Origin of the sequence: Arachidicoccus terrestris (assembly GCF_020042345.1) — a bacterium.
Taxonomy (GTDB): Bacteria; Bacteroidota; Bacteroidia; order Chitinophagales; family Chitinophagaceae; genus Arachidicoccus; species Arachidicoccus terrestris.
The window spans coordinates 3,371,966-3,392,739 of the sequence record NZ_CP083387.1; the positions used below are offsets into that span (position 1 = coordinate 3,371,966).

Consider the following 20,774-nt stretch of genomic DNA (forward strand, 5'->3'; position numbering starts at 1 on the left):
AAATAAGATAGATTGGTAACGACTTTATTGATAGACCCTTACATAATCCACCAGCATCTTGGCAGGGAAGACGTTGTTGTCAATGCCTCGTTTACCGCCCCAATCGCCGCCTACGGCGATATTCATGAGCAGGTGAAAAGGTTGATCATAAGGCCAGCTTTTATAACCAGTATGTTCATTGGCAAAACTAAACTGTTTTTGATCATCCATGTAAAAGGATAGGGAGTCCGGCGACCATTCTAATGCATATACATGAAATTGTGTATAAAGTGAATTTGTATAAACTCCCTTGGATTTTTGGGTATGCTTTACGTGATTGTATTTCTCTGTATGTACGGTAAAAAATACAGAGTCCGGATTGTAACCGACATTTTCCATGAGATCTATTTCTCCGCTGGATGGCCAGCCTCCATACGTGTTATTATCCGGTAATAACCATAGTGCCGGCCAGAGCCCACGGCCAGCCGGTAGCTTAGCGCGCAGTTCAAGACGCCCATATAAAAATCCTTTTTTCTGGACCATGCGGACTGAGCTATATCCTTTGGGTTGCTTATCATCCTTTCGGGCAATAATATGTAACAATCCTTTTTCAATGACAACATTGCGGCGGTCTCCGTCTGTATAATTCTCTAATTCATGATTGCCCCAGCCATGACTGCCGGTATCATAGCGCCAGTAACTGCCATCAGGGGAGCCGGCAACGTTAAATTCATCGTTGAAGACCAGTTTTCTGTTACCATAGATTTTCTGATGACGGCGGGCCCTGGCGGCCACAAGCTCCGGTTCATTGGTCGTAATGGCGTCAAAACGGCTGGCCAGTAACCAGTCGATAGTTGCTGTATCGTTGACGGTCCAGCCATTTAGCAAAATGCCTGTATTCTTTGCTTCCCCGATCCACTCCGGATGCTTTTGAAAGACACTGTAATGGTAATCTGCACCGTTGATGCCGTCCGCTTTTAGGTCGGTCGGCGATTTCTCTCCATTCAGATATTGCGTCATGGCCTTAGGGTATAGGTGATGGATTTCAAGCAACACATCATAATCAAAACTGATAAAAATGACCTTATCCAAAGCTTTAAATTCTTTCACCATTTGAAGTACTGCACGGGTGGTTTTAATGGCACGGTCTTTACTGATCACTGAGGGTTTGATCTCCAGTATCGGGATAGTATGACCGCCGCTTCCGAGTGCTGTCTGCAGGTAACTCCGGAGTGTGGGCAAATGTTCTCCGTTTTTCAGCGGTACACGCATCAGCTGCTGATACGTACTTTTTTCAATCGTATCCCCGGCATACACCGGATCGTGGTTGATAATAAGTGTGTCATCTGAAGTCATCTGAACGTCAAACTCAGATCCCATACAACCCAGCTGAATCGCTTTTTTAAGGGATGCTATTGAATTCTGGGGCAAACCGGCGGTTTTCCAGGCGCCTCTATGCGCAATGACGTTGCTATAGCCGGCCGTATCACTGACCGCCGGAGACTGCCCCCTTAGCTGCAGCAAGGGAGCGATCTGGAGCGATCCGGCTGCAAACAATGCCAGTGCAGCGAACCGGTGCCGGGGTAGGAGGTTCTTTACATTCATTTTTTATCTCTTTAGTTATCCTCAAATTAATATATCCCTACTCAATTACCAAACGTAGGTGGCTGCCGCACCCGCACTGAGAATAACGGGGGCGATTTTATTTTTGTATTTCAGGCAAAAACGGCGATCGTGGTCCGTGGTATTAATAGCTATACATACCTTCCTGCCCCCGGGCGTCAGAAAAGCAACGTTCGGTACGCCGGCGATCTTGCCGGAGCTGATTCTGACTGAACCGGCAGGTACAAACCTGGAAGCATGGGCAATAATATAATAGGAGGGATTTCTGCTGATGACTTTGCCATCAATGGTAAGCGCCCCCAGACATGTGGTACAGCCACCGGGTGTATGCGGGGCCAGATTTGGATCTGCGGCCAGGTTCCATTCCAGTACATTGCGGCTCCAGTTCCTGGTCGCGCCTACGATCAGATTACTGATATGCCAGCTGAGATCGCCACCAAAAGACCCGGTAGAGGGTGTATATTGTTCTGTAAAATATAGATTTTTATCTGGGTACCGATCATGTACTTCAGACAGCGCACTGATGTCGCCGTTATATAAGTGAAAGGCTGCCCCATCCACATAAACAGCGGCGTCCGGGTCACTAAGAATGGTCATTGGATAATCCGGATGATTGGCGTTATGATCATAGACCTGTATTTTGGTCGACAGACCTGCGGTTTTGAAGGCTGGTCCAAGGTTGTTTTTGATAAAACCCCGCTGGTCATCGGCAGTCATATACAGGCTGGGATTGTTATCCGGATTCAGCGGTTCATTTTGTGGTGTAATGGCGTCAATGGTAATACCTTCTTTCTGCATGGCTTGTATGTACCGTACAAAATACTGCGCATAGCTCTCATAATACTGCGGCAGTAAACTGCCGCCTTTGGAGCTGGCATTGGATTTCATCCAGGATGGGGCGGACCAGGGAGAACCTAGTATCTTAATAGAAGGATTGATGCGGAGAATTTCTTTAAGTAACGGAATCAGGTGTATGCTTGCTTTGGCAATGGAAAAATGTTGCAGGTTTTGATCGGTCTGGCCTTCTGGCATGTCATCGTACGTATAAACACTGTCACTCAGATCGGACGCACCAATGGATACCCGAAGATAGCTAATGCCAATGGCGCTGCCTTTGTGACCAAATAGCTCGCCGAGTAGCTGCTTTTTGTCCGCGGCAGCCATTTCACTGATTAGTTTGGCACTGCCATCAGTCAGACAGAAACCAAACCCGTCCATCGTTTGATACTGAATGGCAGAATCAACGGTAATCTTATCCAGCTGACTATTGTCGGTTGCTTCGAAGGCAACTTTTGGCTGTCTTTCCAGCAACTTTGACCTGTTGGGGGTTGTTAAATATGGTTGTACCGAGTCCTTAACAATGGGTGATGTTTCAGGCGAGGTCGTTGTTTGGCTATTACTCTTGCCACAGGCTGTCATCAGGCTAAGCACGAAAAAAGAAGTAGCTGTTGCTCTTAGTATTTTTATTGAGTGCATATGTATCGGTTTTTCATAGAGAACAACCGGCAGGCGTTAGCCTATTAGAATCACCTGCCGGTTGTCATTTGATTATTAAGTATGTAGATCAGGACAAGTACGCTAATTTACATAAAGTGGGTTTTGTTTCAGGTTTTTATTGAATTCGAATTCTGCAAAAGGGATAGGCAATATCTCGTTTTTGCCCGCTTCAAAACCCTTAAAGGCCAGTACAGCTGCGGCCCTTCCGGTCCTGACCAGATCAAACCACCTGTGGCCTTCCGTAGCCAGTTCCATATGCCTTTCATGGTAGATATTCTTCAACGTAACCGGTACAGATGGTAGTCCTACTCTGGCACGTACGGCATCCAGGAGTTTTTGTGCGCGTGCGGTGCCGGTACCTGCCTGTACTAATGCCTCTGCTTCCATCAGATAGGTGTCGGCCAGCCGGATCTCGATATAATCATTGGGAAAGTTTAGTTCGGCCACACCTGAAGCCACCTTGTATTTCTGTAAAGGTGCGAATTTCTGGATAAAGTAACCTGTGTTCAAATAGCCTTCAATATAACTGGATCCGGTTGCCTTTGTGAGAGAGTCAATATTGGCAATAGTATAACGGTAACGCGGATCATAGACGTCTTTAGACGGATGCATGTCTTTTACCAGCGTTTCCTTAATGATCGGATTAAAGCTCCAGCCACCTCCAAAATAAGTGGGACCCGTATAGGAGCGGGGCCCTACCATATTGACATAGACATTGCCTTTGCCCGGAAACCAGTTACCCCAGTCCGTTTTGCCGGTGCCGGTGTAGACCAGTTCAAAAATAGACTCAGAATTGAATTTATGATCCGGGCTGAAAATGTCCGCAAAATTTTTCACCAGCTGATAGCCATATACCGGTGTGGCTGCGCCGCCCGGTGTGGGGCCGTTGATCTTGTTGAACTGTTCCGCCGCCTCATCCCATTTCTTTTCGTAGAGATAGACTTTGCCCAGTAAGGCGATCGCTGCTCCTTGCGTTACACGGCCTTTCTCGGCTTCGCCCACCGTGGCTGGCAGATTCGGTATCGCTGCCAACAGATCTTTTTCTACCTGGGCATATACACTGTCAGCAGAAGTTTGTTTGACGTCCCTGTTTTGGGCAATGGGAATGGGTTCCAGTGACAGGATGATGTTTTTAAACAAGCGTACCAGGTCGAAATAATAATGAGCCCTGAGAAACTGCGTCTCTGCCTTGTACCTTTTTAAAGTGGCTTCATCCAGCCCGGCCCCTTCGATTTTCGTTAATAACACATTGCAACGGTAAATACCTTTGTAATCCATAGACCAGAACTGGCCCTGGGGGCCGACCTGCGGTGTGAGTTTTGAATAATCACTCATGGCCTGCCAGGTATTCATATCTGAGGCGCCGCCGCCACCTGCCAGGCATTCGTCTGATGCGGCGTTCAACGGTCCTAATGTATTCGCATAAGTGCCATCAATCCCTCCACCCGCATCGGTGAGCGGTGCGTAACAGGATACCAGACCGGCAAAGGCCTGATCAGGTGTTTTATAATACGTGTCTTCCTGAAATTCCCCTTTTGGGTCCAGTTCCAGAAAGGATTTGGAGCAGGCCGTGAAAACACCTACGGTCAGTAGTAGCGCCGCTGCTCGTTTAATTATATGATATTGCATGATTTCTTTTTTTATCTGATGTATAAGAAACTATAATTTAAAGTGTGATATTGGCTCCCAGCATCCAGGTTCTGGCCTGCGGATAAACACCTTTGTCGATACTGCCGGCCACTTCCGGATCCAGTCCGTTATATCCTGTTAGAGTAAACAGGTTATTGGCACTGATATAAAAACGCACCTTTTGTAGGGTAGCTTTCTGGGTGATCTCTTCAGGCAGCGTATAGCCGACTTGCAAAGTCTTTACCCTGAAATAGGCACCATTCTGCAAATAAAAGTTACTGGGGTTTTTGAAGTTGCCGTTCTTGTCATCATTGGTCAGGCGTGGATAGTTGCCATCTGGGTTCGCTTCAGACCATCTGTCCAGCGCTTCGATGCCATAGTTGGCAGAATTGATGTCCATACGCCTGTAGGCTTTCATAATTTTATTACCCCATACACCCTGACCAAATAGCAGGAAGTCAAAATTGTGATAGCTGGCGCTTACAGAGAAGCCGTAGTTCCACGAGGGCAGGCTGCTGCCCAGGAACGTGCGGTCACCGTCAGAAATAGTGCCGTCACCATTGAGGTCCGCCCATTTAAAATCGCCCGGCTTGGCATTGGGCTGAATCAGCTTTTCTCCCGTCTTGTAATTATTGATCTCATCCTGGGAGCGGAAGATGCCGAGCTCTTTAAAACCATAGAAGGCGTTGACCGGTTGGCCGACCTGTGTTCTTCTGGGCGGGTAAATCATGTTCTGATAGGAGCCTGAGGTAAAATACTCGGTCGTTCCTAAATAGGTCACTTCATTATGGTTATAGGAGATATTGCCGCTGGCGTTGATTCTGAAGTCTTTATTTTGATAGGTATAACCCAGGACCAGTTCTGCTCCTTTGTTAACCAGACTGCCTACATTCTGCCAGGGATCTCCGTTATAACCTGCATAAAACGGTTGTTTAACGGTCTGCAGCATATCGGTTGTTTTCTTATTGTAGACATCTAAAGACAGGTTGAAGTTTTTCAGGAAAACGGCATCGATACCGATATTGGCCGTGGCAGTCTGTTCCCATTTAAGATCCGGGTTGGCCGGCGCATTGGGACTGTATCCGATGATCAGGCCATCTATTCCATAGACATAGTTCCTGCCGCTGCCAATGGTAGCTGCATATTGGAACGGAGCCAAAGAACGTTCATTGCCCAGTACACCGTAGGATGCCCTTAGTTTAAGGAAGCTGAGATTGGCAGCCTCTTCCATAAAATGCTCTTTGGAGAGTACCCAGCCTACTTCAACGGAAGGGAAATAGCCATATACATTGTTGCTGCCGAACTTCGAAGAACCATCCCGGCGGATGATACCGGAGAACAGGTATTTTTCATCAAAGTCATACGTCAGGCGGGAGAAAAGAGAAGACAGTGTATAAGGCTGCGCATCGCTGCCGGAAGCGACCCTGTCTTTGGTCGGCAGACTGAAGTTCAAAGAGTAATCTTCGTAAGAATTGATCGGAAGACCTGCAAAGCTACCACTCAGATTCATACCGGATTCTTTTTGTGCCGATGTACCGACCAGGAGCATAAAATGGTGCAGGCCATTGTAATAATCATAAGACGCCGTGTTGTCCCAGTTCCAGGTCAGGTTCTGGTTAGAGGCCCGGTTGCCTGAAGTAACGGTCGTATTGCTTCTGGTGGAACTCAGGTAGTAAAGTGGCGTAAAGGATTCACTGCCATAAAATGCCTGTTTGGCGGACAGTGAGCTTTTAAGGATCAATCCTTTGATGGGCCTGATCTCAACAAAACCGTTGGCCAGAATATTGTGTGACCAGTTATAGTTACCAGCAATGGTCTTTACGTAGGCGGCCGGATTCACGATCTCCTGGGCGACGAGAGACGAAATACCGTAGGGTTGACCCAGTGCGTTTCTGACGATATACGGATTGGAATAGACTGCGGGATCTACAGTGCTCATGTCGGAAACGATAACCGGTGTAATCGGATCCAGGTTCATCGCATCGGAGAGCGGGCCACCGAACTCGGTATTCGCATCAATACCTTCTGTCTTATTGTAACTATAGGAGATATTTTCTCCGATCGTTAACCAAGGCCGTATTTTATAAGTACTGTTTAATGCGAAATTGAGTCTTTTAAAGCTGGATACATCCGGCATGACCAGGCCTTTTTGCTGCAAGAGACCAAAGGAGGCATAATAAGTACCTTTATCGGATCCGCCACTCACACTAAAGTTATGGTTCTGGATGGGCGTATTCTTTTTAAAGATTACGTCCTGCCAGTCTGTGCCCCGACCATACTTAGATGGATTTTCAATCAGCGGGTCACCGCCGTCATTGGTAGCGGCTTCATTGACCAGCTCTGCATACTGGCTGGCGTTGGCCAGTTTTACCCTTTTGATCGGGTTCTGGATACCAAAATAGCCATTATAACTGAGCCTGGGCGGACCGTTTTTGCCACTTTTGGTCGTGACGATGACTACACCGTTAGAGGCTCTGGCGCCATAGATAGCCGCAGAGGCATCTTTTAAAACTGTAATACTTTCAATGTCATCCGGATTCAGCGCTTCATAGCCACCGTTATCTACCGTAATGCCATCAATGACGTACAGAGGATCACTGTTGTTAATGGAGGTGACTCCACGCACCCGGATGGTGGGAGAGGCGCCCGGCTGACCGGAACTCTGAACGACTGTTACACCCGCGGCGCGTCCTCTGAGGGCATCATCAAAACGCGTGATCTGTTGGTTTTCCATGTCTTTTGCGGACACGGTTGAAATCGCACCTGTCAACGCTTTTTTCTTCTGGGTGCCGTAACCGATCACGACAACATCACTCAAATCACCGGATTGGGGCTGGAGTGTGATGGAGAGGGTTGTCTGATCAGCAATAGTCACCGTCTGGTCCGCATACCCGATAGAAGAAATGACCAGAATATCTCCGGCCTTTGCCTGTAGGGTGAATCGTCCGTCGGTATCTGTGACAGTGCCATTGGAGGTGCCCTGTATCTGTACAGAAACGCCTGCCAAAGGTTTTCCATCAGGACCCGATACAATGCCGGTTAGTTGTTGCTGTACCGTAATATAAGCAGGGACATAGCCTGCGGCTAGTGTCCTGGATGTGGGTATCACCGCCCCTATAAGTGCAAGGGATGCCAGCGATAGCCAGGGTTGCATGTGTTTTCTTTTTTTCATTGTTAAATTTTCGTTTGATGAGCGCCATTCTGATAGGATGCCCTCACCTTGTTCTTGTTAAATGAGTGTATGGGGTGTTGTTTTAGTTTTATAAAATGACGGTATTCAGGCTATGCGCTCTGGCCCTTGCCAAGGCCCACCGACCGTTTAACCAAAAATGAAATGAAATATCTTTGTCAGTAGTGTTCAATACTACGGAGGCAATGGATCCATCGGGGTTAATGAAAGAAGTGGCCTGCAGATCGGAGCGGTTGGTCGTGCAGCTGATTCGCCTGGCGCCCTTATGAATGAATTTAGAGAATTGGCCAATATACCAGAAGGCGTTTGTGAAATGCAGTTGCTTTTCCGGGATATTGGCGATGACGGGTGCAAAACAGAAATTGCCTACATGGTTGGGTCCGCCGGTTTGATCCAGCAGGATATTCCAGTCACAATACGCGGTAATGCCGCCATTCAGGTCATGGAGGATATTTATGGCGTATCTTTCTCCCAGTCCCCAGTCATTGATCTTACTGTAATCAAATTTTTCCTGACAGCCTTCTGTAAAGAGCAGGTGTACGCTCGGAAAACTCTCTCTTACTTTTTGCACATTGTCAAAAAGCGGTTTTGTGCCGGACCAGGTTTCATACCAATGGAAGCCCAGCCCCCAGATGTATTTAGCCGCTACGCTGTCACTGAGCAGTACACTGGCTCTTTGGAATAAAAGATCCCGGTTATGGTCCCAGGCAATCAATTTTAGGTCCGCATAGCCGTTTTGATGTAAGGCAGGGCCAAGGGCATTTTTGATGAAGTCTCTTTCCTCGCTGGCGGTATATATACAGGATTCCCAGATTTGATTGGCCATGGGTTCATTCTGGACAGAAATACCCCAGAGGTCAATTCCATACTGATGATAGGCCTGGACGAATCTGATCAGGTAATCAGCCCATAACGCGTAATATTTTTTAAGTAAATGGCCACCATGCAGGATATTGTGGTTGTCTTTCATCCAGGCGGGCGGTGTCCAGGGGCTGGCAAATAGCTTGAATTTACCGCCAAGTTTTTTCTGGATCCGTTTGATCAGCGGAATCTTGAACTTTTCATCATGGGCAACGCTGAAGGTGCTAAGCGTGGTGTCATTTTCTGCCACATACATGTAGCTGGCGCTGGAAAAATCGCAACTCCCAATGTTGGTGCGGCCGAAGTTATAACCGATACCGTTTTCGGGATCATAATAGACATTGATCAGGCTGTCTTGCAGGTTTTCCGGAAGCGCCGCCAAGGTTTCTGCCGAAGCGTCCGTCAGGGCTCCGCCAAAGCCGGTTATTTTCTGAAACTGATGGCCGGGATCAATAAAAACACAGATATCGGTTTCCAGAGGCTGATCTTTAGCAGTCCAGGTGAGCGTATCTGAGGGGCTGATTCTAAGGTTGGTATTTTTAGCTGTCGTATAGATGACGGGAGCTGATTGCTGATGATAGGCAATCACTGTTGACAAACGATTTTGACCTGGGTAATTCCGGTCAGTAGTTGTTTTATTATCCGACCGGCAGCTGGCGGTCAGGATGATGCAGGTTGCTATGATCGCAACCTCCGGGACATAAGATCTAAATTTTTGAGACATAAACAAAGTATTGTGTATTATGAGCTTTAAAGATTCTTTGTGATCGAGGACCTGATTAAGGGCGGGAATCCTAAGAGCACCTTAACCTCTTTTAATAAACGAGTCGCCCGTTTGTTAAAGAATTTTAGGTAAAGTTTGCGTTTTGGGGGACAGCTGCCAAACATACTGCCCCTACAATACCACTACATATTAAAATACATTTATTGATAATCAATGTTTTAATGCCCCTCAATATGAAATTGAGATAATTCATGGAAGTTTTTCAGGCAAAAAACAGAATTTTAACGGGTGAATCCGCAAGCATTATTTCCGGCACCTAAAAGCCAAAATCTGTTAACGAACAGCAGCCGGCCAGGTTATTTATTCAGGACTTATTTGTTCCTGCTGGCAGTACTCTGCTGTTTTGTCAGGGTGGCCGGCCAGCGTAATACGGCTGCGACTCATGTACCCTACAGCACCATCGGCTTGCCAGGAGTGGTTCATTTTACTGAGAAAGATTTTGAAGCGGGTGTACAAAACTGGATGATTGCACAGGATAGTCTGGGAATACTCTATTTTGCCAATACGGATGGCTTACTTACTTATAATGGGAATGACTGGCACCTGTATCCCTTGCCTAATAAAACACTGGTACGGTCGCTGGTTATTGGCTCAGACGGGAAGATCTACACCGGTGGCCAGGATGAGATCGGTTATTATTTTCCATCATCCAACGGGACCTTAACTTATCGCTCGCTTAAAAAGTATTTGCCGGCGACCGAGCGCAGCTTTGCAGATGTCTGGAACACCGGGATTACCGGCGGCCGGCTTTATTTCAGATGTACCGACCGGATTATGGCTATTGACACTGCAGTCGGCAACCGGAGATCTGTTGTGTATCCGGCACCCAGCGAGTGGGTATACATGGCCTGTGTCAGGGAAGGTGTGCTGGCCCAGGACAGAAAAAAAGGACTCTTGATGTATAAGGGAGGGCACTGGAACGTTCTGACAAAAGCATTTATAAATCAGGTGATAACCTCCATTGTAGAGACAGAAGGCCATGGCTATCTGATTACGACACTAAAGGGCGGTATTTCAATATTCGAAAACGGCAAAGTCCGCCCTGTACCTCTTCCCGATTATGTCACAGCTGCACATATTTATACTGCTGCCAGCGTCAGTCGCGATAAGTTTGCTTTAGGTACGACTTCCCGGGGCGTATATATTATCAATGAGGCCGGACAGATATTAAGGCATTTTGACAGTGAAACCAGACTGCAGAATAATAATGTCCTCAGCCTTTTTGTGGATCGGGAGCAGAATCTTTGGCTGGGACTGGATAAAGGCATTGACCTGGTAGACTATAACTCTTTTATCCAGACTATTAGCCCGATTTATAATACACCAGCTGCCTGCTATACCGCACTTGTATATAAAGGACAGCTGGTGATTGGGACTTCGGACGGCCTTTTTAAAGCACCTTTAAGTGTACCGCTCACTGAAGATATCAGTTTTAGCAGGGGACATTTTTTCAAAGTGGCAGGCAGTTCTGGTCAGGTATGGGGGTTATACAACACAGGAGACCAATTACTGATGGGGCATAATGAAGGCATTTTCCGGGTAGAGGGAGTCAGTGCTGTACCTATTTATAAGCATGAAGGTGTATGGCTTTTCCAGCCCCTGCCCGGTAATGGCCAGAGCAGGCGTCAATGGCTAACAGGTAATTATGCGGGAATGGAGTTGCTGAGGGATTCCTTGGGACAAATCATGGATGGAGGGCGCATTCCGGGTAGCCCTTATGAGTCACTCAGGTTTATGGCCATGGATACCGTGCGTCACGTTATATGGGCTTCACATCCTTACAGGGGCGTTTATGGTTTGCAGATGAGTACAGATATGAGACGTGTTTTAGGCATACGCTTATACACACAAAAAGATGGCCTGCCCGGCACCTTAAATAATTATGTGTATACCCTGAAGGGTAAGATCGTTTTTTGTACTGATAAGGGGCTATACACATATGATCCTCAAAGAGATCGCTTCTTCCCCGAAAATAACTATAAAAAAATATTTGGGAAACTCTCTGTTCGACTGGTTTGTGAAGATGCCAAAGGCCGGATCTGGTTTGTAACGCACAAGAAACTCGGTGTATATATACCTTCCAGGGGTATCCGTTATTTTCCCGAACTCAACGGTAAGTTGATATCCGGGTTTGAATTTATTTTGCCTATCAATGATAAAAATATTCTTGTCGGATCCAATGATGGTCTTATTCATATCAATTTTAATAAGTATCAGGGCCGGCATGAACCCGTCCAACTGATACTCACCAGGGTAAATGCAATTGCCGCCAGGGACTCTTGTCTTTTCAATGGCTATTTTACGCAGCGCAATACCGTTGTCAAAAGCCAGCCTGAACAGACAATTCGACATTTGCCAGCCAGATTCAACTCATTCCATTTTGAGTTTACCGCCACTTCCTACCGTCCGCCCAGAGAATTTGAATACAGTTTTCAATTAGAGGGTTTTGATAAAAAATGGAGCGACTGGACGGCAAAAAAGGAAAAAGACTATACCAACCTGCCTTATGGGAGTTATACTTTTAAAGTCAAAGCCAGGGATCGGTTTGGGACAGCGTCTCAGGTAATGGCGTATCAGTTTGTCATTGAGCCCCATTGGTATCAGACCACCCTCGCTTTTCTCCTTTATATCCTCTTATTTTTTGCTGGCTTAATTTATGGCCGGCACCTGTTACTTAAAAAATTCGAGGCGCAACGCACCAAGTTCGAAAAAGAACAGCAAAAGCTGCGGTATCTACATCAACTGGAGATCGAACACAGTGAGAGAGAAATTATACAGCTCCAGAAAGAAAAGCTAGAGGCAGAAGTGGCTTTTAAAAACCAGGAACTTGCTTCAGCCACGATGCATCTTTTTAAAAGAGGTAAACTGCTTTCAAAGCTCAAAGAAGAGCTTTCAGGTGCCATTAGAAAATTGCCGGATGATGAAAGTCATGGCGACTTTTCCCGGCTGGTTAAAATGCTCAGTGAGGCGGAAAAACAGGATGCTGACTGGGAACAGTTTGCGATTCATTTTGATGAAGTACATAATAACTTTCTATCGAATCTGAAAGATGCTTATCCGGAATTGACCCCTTCAGATCTAAAAATATGCGCTTATATCAAAATGAATTTATCTTCCAAAGAAATGGCGCAACTGCTGAATATTTCTTTAAAAGGGGTAGAGGTGGCCAGATACCGGCTTAGAAAAAAGCTGCGTATTACGAGTGCACAGGTGAACCTCTATGATTTTTTGAGTAGTGTGCGAAGGCAGGCGGGCAGCTAAGTTCACATGGCGTTATATCGGAACTTGCAATACCAGGCCGTCATAAGCCATATGAACATGCTGAGGCAGTTGTCTGGATATTTCTTCGTGTAGCCCCATTTGATGGCTGGCATGTGTAAGATAGGCTTCTGGTATTTGCAGCGTATCAATTACGCCTAAAGCTTCACTAAGTGTAAAGTGAGAAATATGTTTTTCCTTTCTCAGAGCATTGATGACAAGTACTTTGGTTCCTGCAATCAATTCCTGTTGCGGGGCGTCGATTTTATTGGCATCTGTTATGTAGGTAAAGTCTCCGATTCTGAATCCCACGACTTCTAATTTATGGTGCCACACCCTGATAGGTGTCACTGTAAGGCCCTCTACCTCAAAGGGGACTGATTCGATATTATTCAGTACTATTTGCGGGATGCCTGGATATTTGGCTTCAGCAAAGGCATAATAGAATTCCCGGACCAGCTCTTTTTGGGTCGCTTTGGTGGCAAAGACCTGCATTGGTTTTTGCTGAAAAAAATTATAGGCCCTGATATCATCCAGACCGGCAATATGATCTTTGTGGGCATGGGTGAATAAAACCGCGTCCAGCCGGTCGTTATCTATACGCAACATCTGATAACGAAAATCAGGAGTGGTATCAACTATAATCGTCTTATCCCGGTATCGAAGCAAGATGCTGCTTCGTAGCCTTTTGTCTCTGGAGTCAGGGGAGCGGCAAACTTCACAGTGACAACCGATCATCGGAACACCGCTGCTGGTACCGGTTCCTAAAAAAGTGATCTCTAATAAATCTTTTTTTGCTATTGCTTCCAAAGTATATGCTGATTTAATTATTGGTCCCGCATGGCTAGTATACTGTCAACGATATAAACAGAGTGACCGCGCCAGGGAAGCCTGCCATGATATTCTTTATAATGGAGATCAAAGACCTTACCACTGTTTCTTTCCAGCTGATGAAAAATGGCACTGTCATCCACCGAAAACGCAAACTCATAGCTTTGAAAAGAGCCATTGTTTTGCCGGCCAAAACCCTGTTGGATCAGTTTGCCCTCATAGGTCTTAAAAAGATTACCTTTATAGACCGCATAATTGAGTACACCGGATTTGACACCGGTGGCAAAAACATAATAATATTTTACGTAAACGAAAACTGTGACAAAAAGAATCAATATGATGGAGGCGATGGTCAGGATCTTTTTCATGTGCCGTCTTTATATGCTGGATTTCGTCAGCAATTTACGCCTAATTCATGGATTTTGTAGCCAAATTGCCTGTTTCTTGTATTTCTTCAATCAGTTTAAGAAATACAAGAATGATTCTTTTTAATTTTGAAATTAAACATTTATAACATGAAGTATGCACAGCTTTTTGTACGTCTGGCTGTTGGAACAGCTTTCTTATCGGCGGTCGCAGACCGAATGGGCCTTTGGGGCCCTTTTGGCCAACCGGGCGTCGCATGGGGCAACTGGGAACGTTTTGTGGCTTACACACATCAGCTGACTGTCTTCGCCGGGGAAGCGATCAGCAATGTACTTGCCATAGTCGCTACCTTATTAGAAACCCTATTGGGCATCTTGCTGATTATCGGTTACCGTATTAAAGCGACCGCTTTTTTTTCGGGTGGCCTATTGGCACTTTTTGCCATTGCTATGACAGTATCCTTGCCGCTGGGTATTAAATCGACCTTTGATTATTCGGTCTGGACAGGCGCCAGTGCCTGTTTACTGTTATCATCCATACCCCGTTCCCACTGTGCTTTTAGCCTGGATCGTTTTTTGCAAAAAAATCGCTGACAAACCGCGGTGTTCCGGTCGATGAAAAGAGAAGCGTATTATAACTGAATTTGCGGGTTTTGCCCGTCTGGGTCAGTGAATTGGTTAATTTGACCGATATTTGCGCCACCGGACTGTTCGGTATTCGTTTTGCTGGGTACCGATGAATATTGATCCAATAACCGAATGTAGAAAAGTATAGATTTATGCGCTTATTTTATTTGACGTTTCTTTTTTTTGTGGCCACCATACAGTTGTCTGCTCAGTCCATTCATTCCAGGCTTGCGAGTCAGACCCAGCGGTTATTAGAAGATGTGCAAATGAAAAATGCCTCCCTGAGTCTTTATGTAGCGGATGCGGCAACAGGTGAACTGGTTTATCAATACAGTGGACACCGTGGCCTGGCACCGGCCAGCAGTCAAAAGATATTTACTGCCATTGCAGCCTTCGAAAAATTAGGAACGGATTTTCGATTTAAAACGACGCTTGGATATAAAGGCCAGGTAGAAAGTGGTGTATTAAAAGGAGACCTGATCATAAAAGGCTACGGAGACCCTACACTGGGTAGCTGGCGTTACCCCGGCTATAAACCGGAGGATGTAAAAAATAAGATCATCAGCAGTTTGGAAGCTGCCGGTATCAGAGCCGTTGACGGGGATGTTATTGTTGATGAAACAAGTTTTAGCTTTAATCCGGTGCCGGGTGGCTGGCCCTGGAATGATATGGGTAATTACTATGGTGCCGGAGACTGGGGGGTGAATTGGATGGAAAATCAGGTGAACATTACCTATAGGGGCGGTAGCCCGGGTGGCGCTGTAAAGATCCAGAAAGTAGACCCCGAGATGCCGGGTGTTGCACTGATCAATAAGATGGTCTCCGGCCCCTCTGGCTCCGCTGACAAGAGCAGGATATTTACTGCACCATATAGCCCGGTGGCCTTGATTGACGGACGGGTGCCTTCTGGAACGACAAGGATGGCGACCGGTTCCATGCCCAACCCGCCTTTGCAGCTGGGAACAGACATTGTCCGCTGGTTGAAAGAAAAGCAGATTTATATTACCGGAGGCGTTAAAACGGGAGGAGCGCTGGTGATAAAAGGTAACAGTGTCCCGAAAATGGCCAAAGTGATTGATACCTATACTTCACCTCAACTTTCCCAAATTGTTCATTATTTCCTGCGGAAAAGCGTCAACCTGTATGGCGAGGCCTTTGCCAAGGCTATTGGTTATCAGGAGAAAAATGAAGGTAGTACGGAAACAGGAGTAGATGAAATTATTAAGTTCTGGAAAAGTAACGGGATCAGTGCCGGAGAATTGGGAATGATGGATGGCAGCGGGTTGTCTCCACAGAATTATGTCTCCGCCTATGCAGAGGTAAAGGCGCTGCTCTATGCCAGGGGCCGGAACTGGTTTGCTGACTTTTATGAAGCGTTACCTACCTATAACGGTACAAAAATGAAAAGCGGAACCATTCACGCCTGTAAGGCTTATGCGGGTTATCAAAAATCGTCTTCCGGAAAGAATTATGTATTTTCTATTATCATCAATAATTATTATGGAAGTCAGTACAGTCTGCTCCCCAAAATGTACCGCATTTTGAACGTTTTGAAGTAGCAGGGGCTTTGCCGTTACAAGCGGTAACTGACAAACTGCCAGCATTTCTAAGAAGATAGCGGTGTTTTTTTGTGGTTTGGAACTATTGTACAATATTTGCAGTAATTTTCAAGTCAAAAAGTTTCTAAAAAAGAAAACTAGTTTTACTTAATTTCACCAAAAAATTGTGAATGGCATTAGTACACAGAAGAAATAATCGGCGTTTTCAGAGACAAACAGAGCCGGAGCATCGCATCAATGAACGCATAAGAGTTCCGGAAGTTCGTCTGGTAGGAGATAACGTCGAAGTAGGCGTTTATCCTATTGAAGAAGCCCGTAAGATTGCTGCTAATCTGGAATTGGACCTGGTAGAAATATCTCCTAATGCAAATCCGCCGGTATGCCGGGTGGTCGAGTATAAGAAGTTCCTGTATGAGAAAAAACGTAAGGAAAAGGAAATGAAGGCCAACTCTAAACAGAGTGAGCTGAAAGAAATCCGCTTTACGGCTAATACTGATGACCACGATTTTGATTTCAAGGCCAAACATGCTGAACGCTTCCTGCAAGAGGGTAATAAAGTAAAGGCCTATGTACAGTTCAAAGGCCGTGCGATTATGTTTAAAGACCGCGGCGAACTTTTGTTGCTGAAATTTGCGGAAAGGCTGGCAGATGTCGGCTCTTTGGAAAGTATGCCGAAAATGGAAGGACGTCGGATGCTGGCGATGTTTGCTCCGAAAGTCACCAAGAAGAAAGAAGGCGGTGGTAACAAGGAAAAGCCTCAGGGGGAAAAGAAGGCCGCCAAGCCTCAAGCAGAGAAAAAGGCTGAAAAGCCACAGGCAGCAGACAAAGCTGTTGATAAGCCGGGAGATAAAGCTTAATTATACCTGATTTAGCGTATTGGAAAAGAGTCAGCATGTATCATGCTGACATATATAAAAATAATAAATGCGTCGATATCTCTGGATATTTGACGCATTTATTATTTAAAATTGAAATAACAGCCTTGCCGGATTGGCTGATCCTAAGTCAGATCCGCGACGGTTCTATGTTCCAGGATGGCCAGATTGGCGTCCCTGACCTGAATCAAGACATCCCGTAGCCCACAGCTGTCTTCATTGCAGTTCTCACATTTTTTATAAAAATGCAGACTCACGCAGGGTAATAAGGAGATTGGTCCCTCAATGAGCCGCATTACCTCGGCCAGCACAATATCCTCTGGCTTTTTTGCCAGAAAATAGCCGCCCCCCTTGCCTTTTTTACTATCTAAAATCCCTTCCTTTTTCATTTCCAGGAGGATGTTTTCCAGAAATTTTAATGGTATTTTCTTTTTGCGGGAAATCTCCGCAATCAATACCGGCCCATCCTGTGCCTGTTGTGAGAGGTACATCAGTGCTTTAAATGCATATTGCGTTTTCTTTGATAACATAATTCTATTTTTCCTCCAATCACCTTGGTTGTTGCAAACGGCAAAGTTACCTCATAAAAATAAATCAAATTATAGAAAAACCCTATTTTTTAGTGGTTTTAGTTCATTCAATCCGTGATTTTGCATCTATGAGAGCTGGTTTAGTTGTAGAAAGATCTGGATCTATTGATTTTAAGATCTCTTAGAATGCCGGATTTTGGGTTCAGGATAATGCTGAATGACTTAAACCGGCCGATAGGTGAGACGTTAATGGACATCTGCCAACAGTGCATTTCCCGGGTCAGGAAGAGGCTTAACATACGAACTTCCTGTGATCCGACATCAAAATACATGCTTCCGCCGGCCTTCCATTTTGGCGTCAGGCTAAAATCGCCATTCAGGTTGAGGCTGGAATTAACCTGGGTGAAGAATCCCTTATAATCCGGTGTCGGCGTCCGGTAAAAACCCAGGGCAAAAGAGGCCTGAAGGTTCCAGGGGATATTAAAATCTACAAACTCCGCCGGATTATCCCTTACGTATTGCAATTGCCTTTGCTGCTGGTCATAAGGCATATTGGGATCCGGTTCAATACGTTGTTGATCAGACCGCTGATCCGCCTTTTTACTCTGAAAAGAAGTAGACATAGAAATATTACCACTTGTAATGTTACCGATCTTACCTTCTTTCCATAGGAGTTTATTGACCCGTTGCCCTAATTCATAGTCGTACTGATCAATGACCATACTGGCATTGACATTCATCTTGTTATTGAAAAGGGCGGTTCTGAGGGAGATATTGATAGGGGACCAGTTCAGGCTATCGGCGATCATATTATAACCAGTATTGATACTAAGCCCGTCGATCAAATTGACTTTTTTAGTGGCATTTTCAGGATCGCCGGTCGTGTCTTTATCGTTGACCTTTTTCATTTGCAGGATATTATCCAGACCAAAATTGATACCGCCAAAACTGCCTTCACCAAAGGCTCCTACAATATTGCCGTCAAATTTGGAGACCCGGATCCTGCGGGCAGAAGTGTCCGTCTGCAGTGACTGGTAGTTCTGTGCATTCATATCGGGCTGATAATTCAGGCTGATCGTAGGGCGGATCTCGTGGCGGATGGCCTTGATTTTCCCTTTCTTAAAATTCAATGTTCCGAAGATCCTCGTATTCATGGACATGCCGAAAGACATCTGACGGGCGGCAAAGAACCCTCTGGAGATCGTTGTGTCAACTGTTTGCGTTTCCTCATTCCAGTGTCGGTCCATCTTACGGCTATACCAGTTCTCCGCATAGGAAACGGATGGTGTAAACAAAAGCGGACCTACCGCGGGTAAAGTCAGTGTAATAGGAATCTGGTGCTGCGCGCCCCAGAGCATGGTATCTTTTAGCTGTTGCGTTGAAAAAGCGGTGTCGTAAAATGAGAACTGGTTGAGAACGGTTCCATTATAGGAGATCCCCAGGTTCTCATACCATTTAGGTTTGCCGACCTGCTCTTTTTTCTGGAACGGGTTGATGGTGGCCATCGAGAAGTTGGCTGTCGGTAGTTGCACATTGATCAGATGGGTGTTATTATTCTGATTGTGGTTCGCCGCCAGTGACAGATTGTACTTCCCTTCATCCCAGGTCTTGCTCCAGGTAACAGAAGAGCTTAACTGGTTCTGGATGTTTTCCAGGTTGTTGGTCAGGTAGCTGTTGTATTTTGTACTGCCCGCGTTGACATTGGCAGAAAAACTCACACCGGGTCTTGCCTTACTATCCATGGAGTGACTCCAGCCGACATGTACGGTCGTTGACTTGGTATATTCATCTCGGGATATGCCCGATGTATTGAGTATTTTGGTAAACTGGTACTGTAGGTTTAGCGACCCTCTGTATTTATATCTTTTATAATAGTTAGGATTAACACTGATCATATACCCTCCGTAACTGTATATATTGGCACGGGTGGTCACATCCCAATAGTCATTGATCACCTTATAGTATCCCAGGCCGTTAAACCCGAGCCCATAACCACTGTTCTGTTCGAAGGTAGGCGGTAAAAAGCCGGAATGACGCCCTCTGGTCAGCGGATAGATACCAAAGGGGATGACCACCGGCATGGGCACTCCTTCAAACTCCGGAATGGCCGGTCCGGAGACGGCCAGCTTACCCGTGATCATTTTCATTTTAAAGGCATGAAAATCAAAATGCGGTGGATCCAGATTACAGGTGGTAAACCGGGCATCTTTGGCAAAAAGGGCATTACTGTCTATTTTCTTGACAATATCTGCTTTTACAAAGATCTCTCCTTCGTTGTAGTACGTATTTTTCAGAATCCCTTTTTTCGATTTGGCATTAAAGCGCAGACTGTCCATAATGGATTTACTGCCCTGTTGCACAATGGTGGGTTTGCCGTATATATTATCTGATGTATCTTTGTTGCCGAAGGCATTAATGATATTGGTGGATTTATTATAATTAATGTCATTGGCTGAAATATCGTATTCCGGGTTTTTGATATTTGCGTCCTTGTGCAGGGAAAAGGTGTTTTTTTGCACATAAAACACAGAAGAATCTGTTGCCTTATAGTCAAAAACGGAAGGTATGGAGTCTTTGGATAAAAAAGACATATCCCTGGCCGGGCGCTTACTAAAAGTAAATGCATCAGCAGGCGTACGTGGCAGGACGGAGTCTGCAAAACTGGCTGGAATTGAATCGAGTGCGGGATTCAGCCACCATGTATAGTTATGAAAAATTTTTGCCGGATGCAGATGATCTGATTTACCTATCGTCCTGAGGACCGCAGCAGAGTCGCCGGTCCAGTTTCCGGTGAGCATGCCGAGAAGCAGATGAAAGGTATATGTTGAGTTGTTCTCACTTCTGAATGCCGGTGAGTGGCTTCTTGTTCTGGCCTGGCCATTGAGCACCCAGGCAAATGAAAATACCGTGGCCACGGTGGCCCTTATTAAGTATTTTTTTTTCGCTGGATAACTAGGGTTCATACCAAAAATCACCTGTTGAATGACAGTGCAATAATAACTTAAAAGTTGGTAGCACGATCACAAAACATGGAGAAACTGAATATTTTATCGGTTTAAGAAGGCTACAAATGTAGTGCTTATGGGGCAATTGCAAAATTGGCCTGTCGTAATTATAACATATTTTATTTTATAAAAAGATGGGATTCAAAAAATATCCTGTTATT

General features: G+C 45.6%; 13 protein-coding genes. 4 read left to right on the forward strand and 9 right to left on the reverse strand.

Annotation, left to right across the window (positions count from 1 at the left end; genetic code table 11):
• Positions 1–24: 24 nt before the first annotated feature.
• The 5 genes from K9M52_RS13105 to K9M52_RS13125 form a co-directional block, all read right to left on the reverse strand.
• A complete protein-coding gene (locus tag K9M52_RS13105) occupies positions 25–1,584 on the reverse strand; it encodes a glycerophosphodiester phosphodiesterase family protein (protein ID WP_224068880.1) in 1,560 nt (519 codons plus the stop codon).
• Between the two features lie 45 nt (positions 1,585–1,629).
• Positions 1,630–3,078: a glycoside hydrolase family 30 protein gene (locus K9M52_RS13110; RefSeq protein WP_224068881.1), complete on the reverse strand. Its 1,449-nt coding sequence runs from the start codon at positions 3,076–3,078 to the stop codon at positions 1,630–1,632.
• Positions 3,079–3,180: 102 nt separating this feature from the next.
• Positions 3,181–4,728 (reverse strand): RagB/SusD family nutrient uptake outer membrane protein, encoded by a 1,548-nt coding sequence (locus K9M52_RS13115; protein ID WP_224068882.1) that lies wholly within the window; start codon positions 4,726–4,728, stop codon positions 3,181–3,183.
• A gap of 37 nt (positions 4,729–4,765) precedes the next feature.
• A complete protein-coding gene (locus K9M52_RS13120) occupies positions 4,766–7,900 on the reverse strand; it encodes a SusC/RagA family TonB-linked outer membrane protein (RefSeq protein ID WP_224068883.1) in 3,135 nt (1,044 codons plus the stop codon).
• 88 nt (positions 7,901–7,988) lie between these two features.
• Positions 7,989–9,503: a glycoside hydrolase family 30 protein gene (locus K9M52_RS13125; protein ID WP_224068884.1), complete on the reverse strand. Its 1,515-nt coding sequence runs from the start codon at positions 9,501–9,503 to the stop codon at positions 7,989–7,991.
• 288 nt (positions 9,504–9,791) lie between these two features.
• Here K9M52_RS13125 and K9M52_RS13130 point away from each other — a divergent pair, with 288 nt between their 5' ends.
• The gene (locus tag K9M52_RS13130; RefSeq protein WP_224068885.1) at positions 9,792–12,824 is read left to right on the forward strand and encodes a triple tyrosine motif-containing protein; all 3,033 of its coding nucleotides are present in this window, start codon (positions 9,792–9,794) and stop codon (positions 12,822–12,824) included.
• Between the two features lie 12 nt (positions 12,825–12,836).
• On the opposite strand, the gene K9M52_RS13135 is transcribed toward K9M52_RS13130, so the two are convergent.
• Positions 12,837–13,631, reverse strand: a complete 795-nt coding sequence (locus K9M52_RS13135) for an MBL fold metallo-hydrolase (RefSeq protein ID WP_224068886.1) — start codon at positions 13,629–13,631, stop codon at positions 12,837–12,839.
• Positions 13,632–13,648: 17 nt separating this feature from the next.
• Positions 13,649–14,020: a hypothetical protein gene (locus K9M52_RS13140; RefSeq protein WP_224068887.1), complete on the reverse strand. Its 372-nt coding sequence runs from the start codon at positions 14,018–14,020 to the stop codon at positions 13,649–13,651.
• A gap of 147 nt (positions 14,021–14,167) precedes the next feature.
• On the opposite strand from K9M52_RS13140, the gene K9M52_RS13145 reads away from it, so the two are divergent.
• The 3 genes from K9M52_RS13145 (at position 14,168) to infC (ending at position 17,060) form a co-directional block, all read left to right on the forward strand.
• Positions 14,168–14,611, forward strand: a complete 444-nt coding sequence (locus K9M52_RS13145) for a DoxX family protein (RefSeq protein ID WP_224068888.1) — start codon at positions 14,168–14,170, stop codon at positions 14,609–14,611.
• A gap of 185 nt (positions 14,612–14,796) precedes the next feature.
• Entirely contained in the window at positions 14,797–16,203 is a 1,407-nt protein-coding gene (gene dacB, locus K9M52_RS13150; protein WP_224068889.1) for a D-alanyl-D-alanine carboxypeptidase/D-alanyl-D-alanine endopeptidase, read from the forward strand.
• 170 nt (positions 16,204–16,373) lie between these two features.
• Positions 16,374–17,060 carry a translation initiation factor IF-3 gene (infC, locus tag K9M52_RS13155; RefSeq protein ID WP_224068890.1) on the forward strand — a complete coding sequence of 229 codons (687 nt, stop codon included), beginning with the start codon at positions 16,374–16,376 and terminating at the stop codon, positions 17,058–17,060.
• A 143-nt stretch (positions 17,061–17,203) separates the two neighbouring features.
• Here the strand turns inward: infC and K9M52_RS13160 are convergent, their stop codons facing one another.
• Both K9M52_RS13160 and K9M52_RS13165 read right to left on the reverse strand, forming a co-directional pair.
• Complete coding sequence (locus K9M52_RS13160) at positions 17,204–17,608, reverse strand: RrF2 family transcriptional regulator (protein ID WP_224068891.1); 405 nt, start codon at positions 17,606–17,608, stop codon at positions 17,204–17,206.
• Positions 17,609–17,748: 140 nt separating this feature from the next.
• Positions 17,749–20,523, reverse strand: a complete 2,775-nt coding sequence (locus K9M52_RS13165) for a putative LPS assembly protein LptD (RefSeq protein WP_224068892.1) — start codon at positions 20,521–20,523, stop codon at positions 17,749–17,751.
• Positions 20,524–20,774: the final 251 nt, after the last annotated feature.

Bases quoted from the DNA above. Each gene is read 5' to 3' on its own strand.
- K9M52_RS13105 (WP_224068880.1), bottom strand. From the start codon at position 1,584: ATGAATGTAAAGAACCTCCTACCCCGGCACCGGTTCGCTGCACTGGCA.
- K9M52_RS13110 (WP_224068881.1), bottom strand. From the start codon at position 3,078: ATGCACTCAATAAAAATACTAAGAGCAACAGCTACTTCTTTTTTCGTG.
- K9M52_RS13115 (WP_224068882.1), bottom strand. From the start codon at position 4,728: ATGCAATATCATATAATTAAACGAGCAGCGGCGCTACTACTGACCGTA.
- K9M52_RS13120 (WP_224068883.1), bottom strand. From the start codon at position 7,900: ATGAAAAAAAGAAAACACATGCAACCCTGGCTATCGCTGGCATCCCTT.
- K9M52_RS13125 (WP_224068884.1), bottom strand. From the start codon at position 9,503: ATGTCTCAAAAATTTAGATCTTATGTCCCGGAGGTTGCGATCATAGCA.
- K9M52_RS13140 (WP_224068887.1), bottom strand. From the start codon at position 14,020: ATGAAAAAGATCCTGACCATCGCCTCCATCATATTGATTCTTTTTGTC.
- K9M52_RS13145 (WP_224068888.1), top strand. From the start codon at position 14,168: ATGAAGTATGCACAGCTTTTTGTACGTCTGGCTGTTGGAACAGCTTTC.
- dacB (WP_224068889.1), top strand. From the start codon at position 14,797: ATGCGCTTATTTTATTTGACGTTTCTTTTTTTTGTGGCCACCATACAG.
- infC (WP_224068890.1), top strand. From the start codon at position 16,374: ATGGCATTAGTACACAGAAGAAATAATCGGCGTTTTCAGAGACAAACA.
- K9M52_RS13160 (WP_224068891.1), bottom strand. From the start codon at position 17,608: ATGTTATCAAAGAAAACGCAATATGCATTTAAAGCACTGATGTACCTC.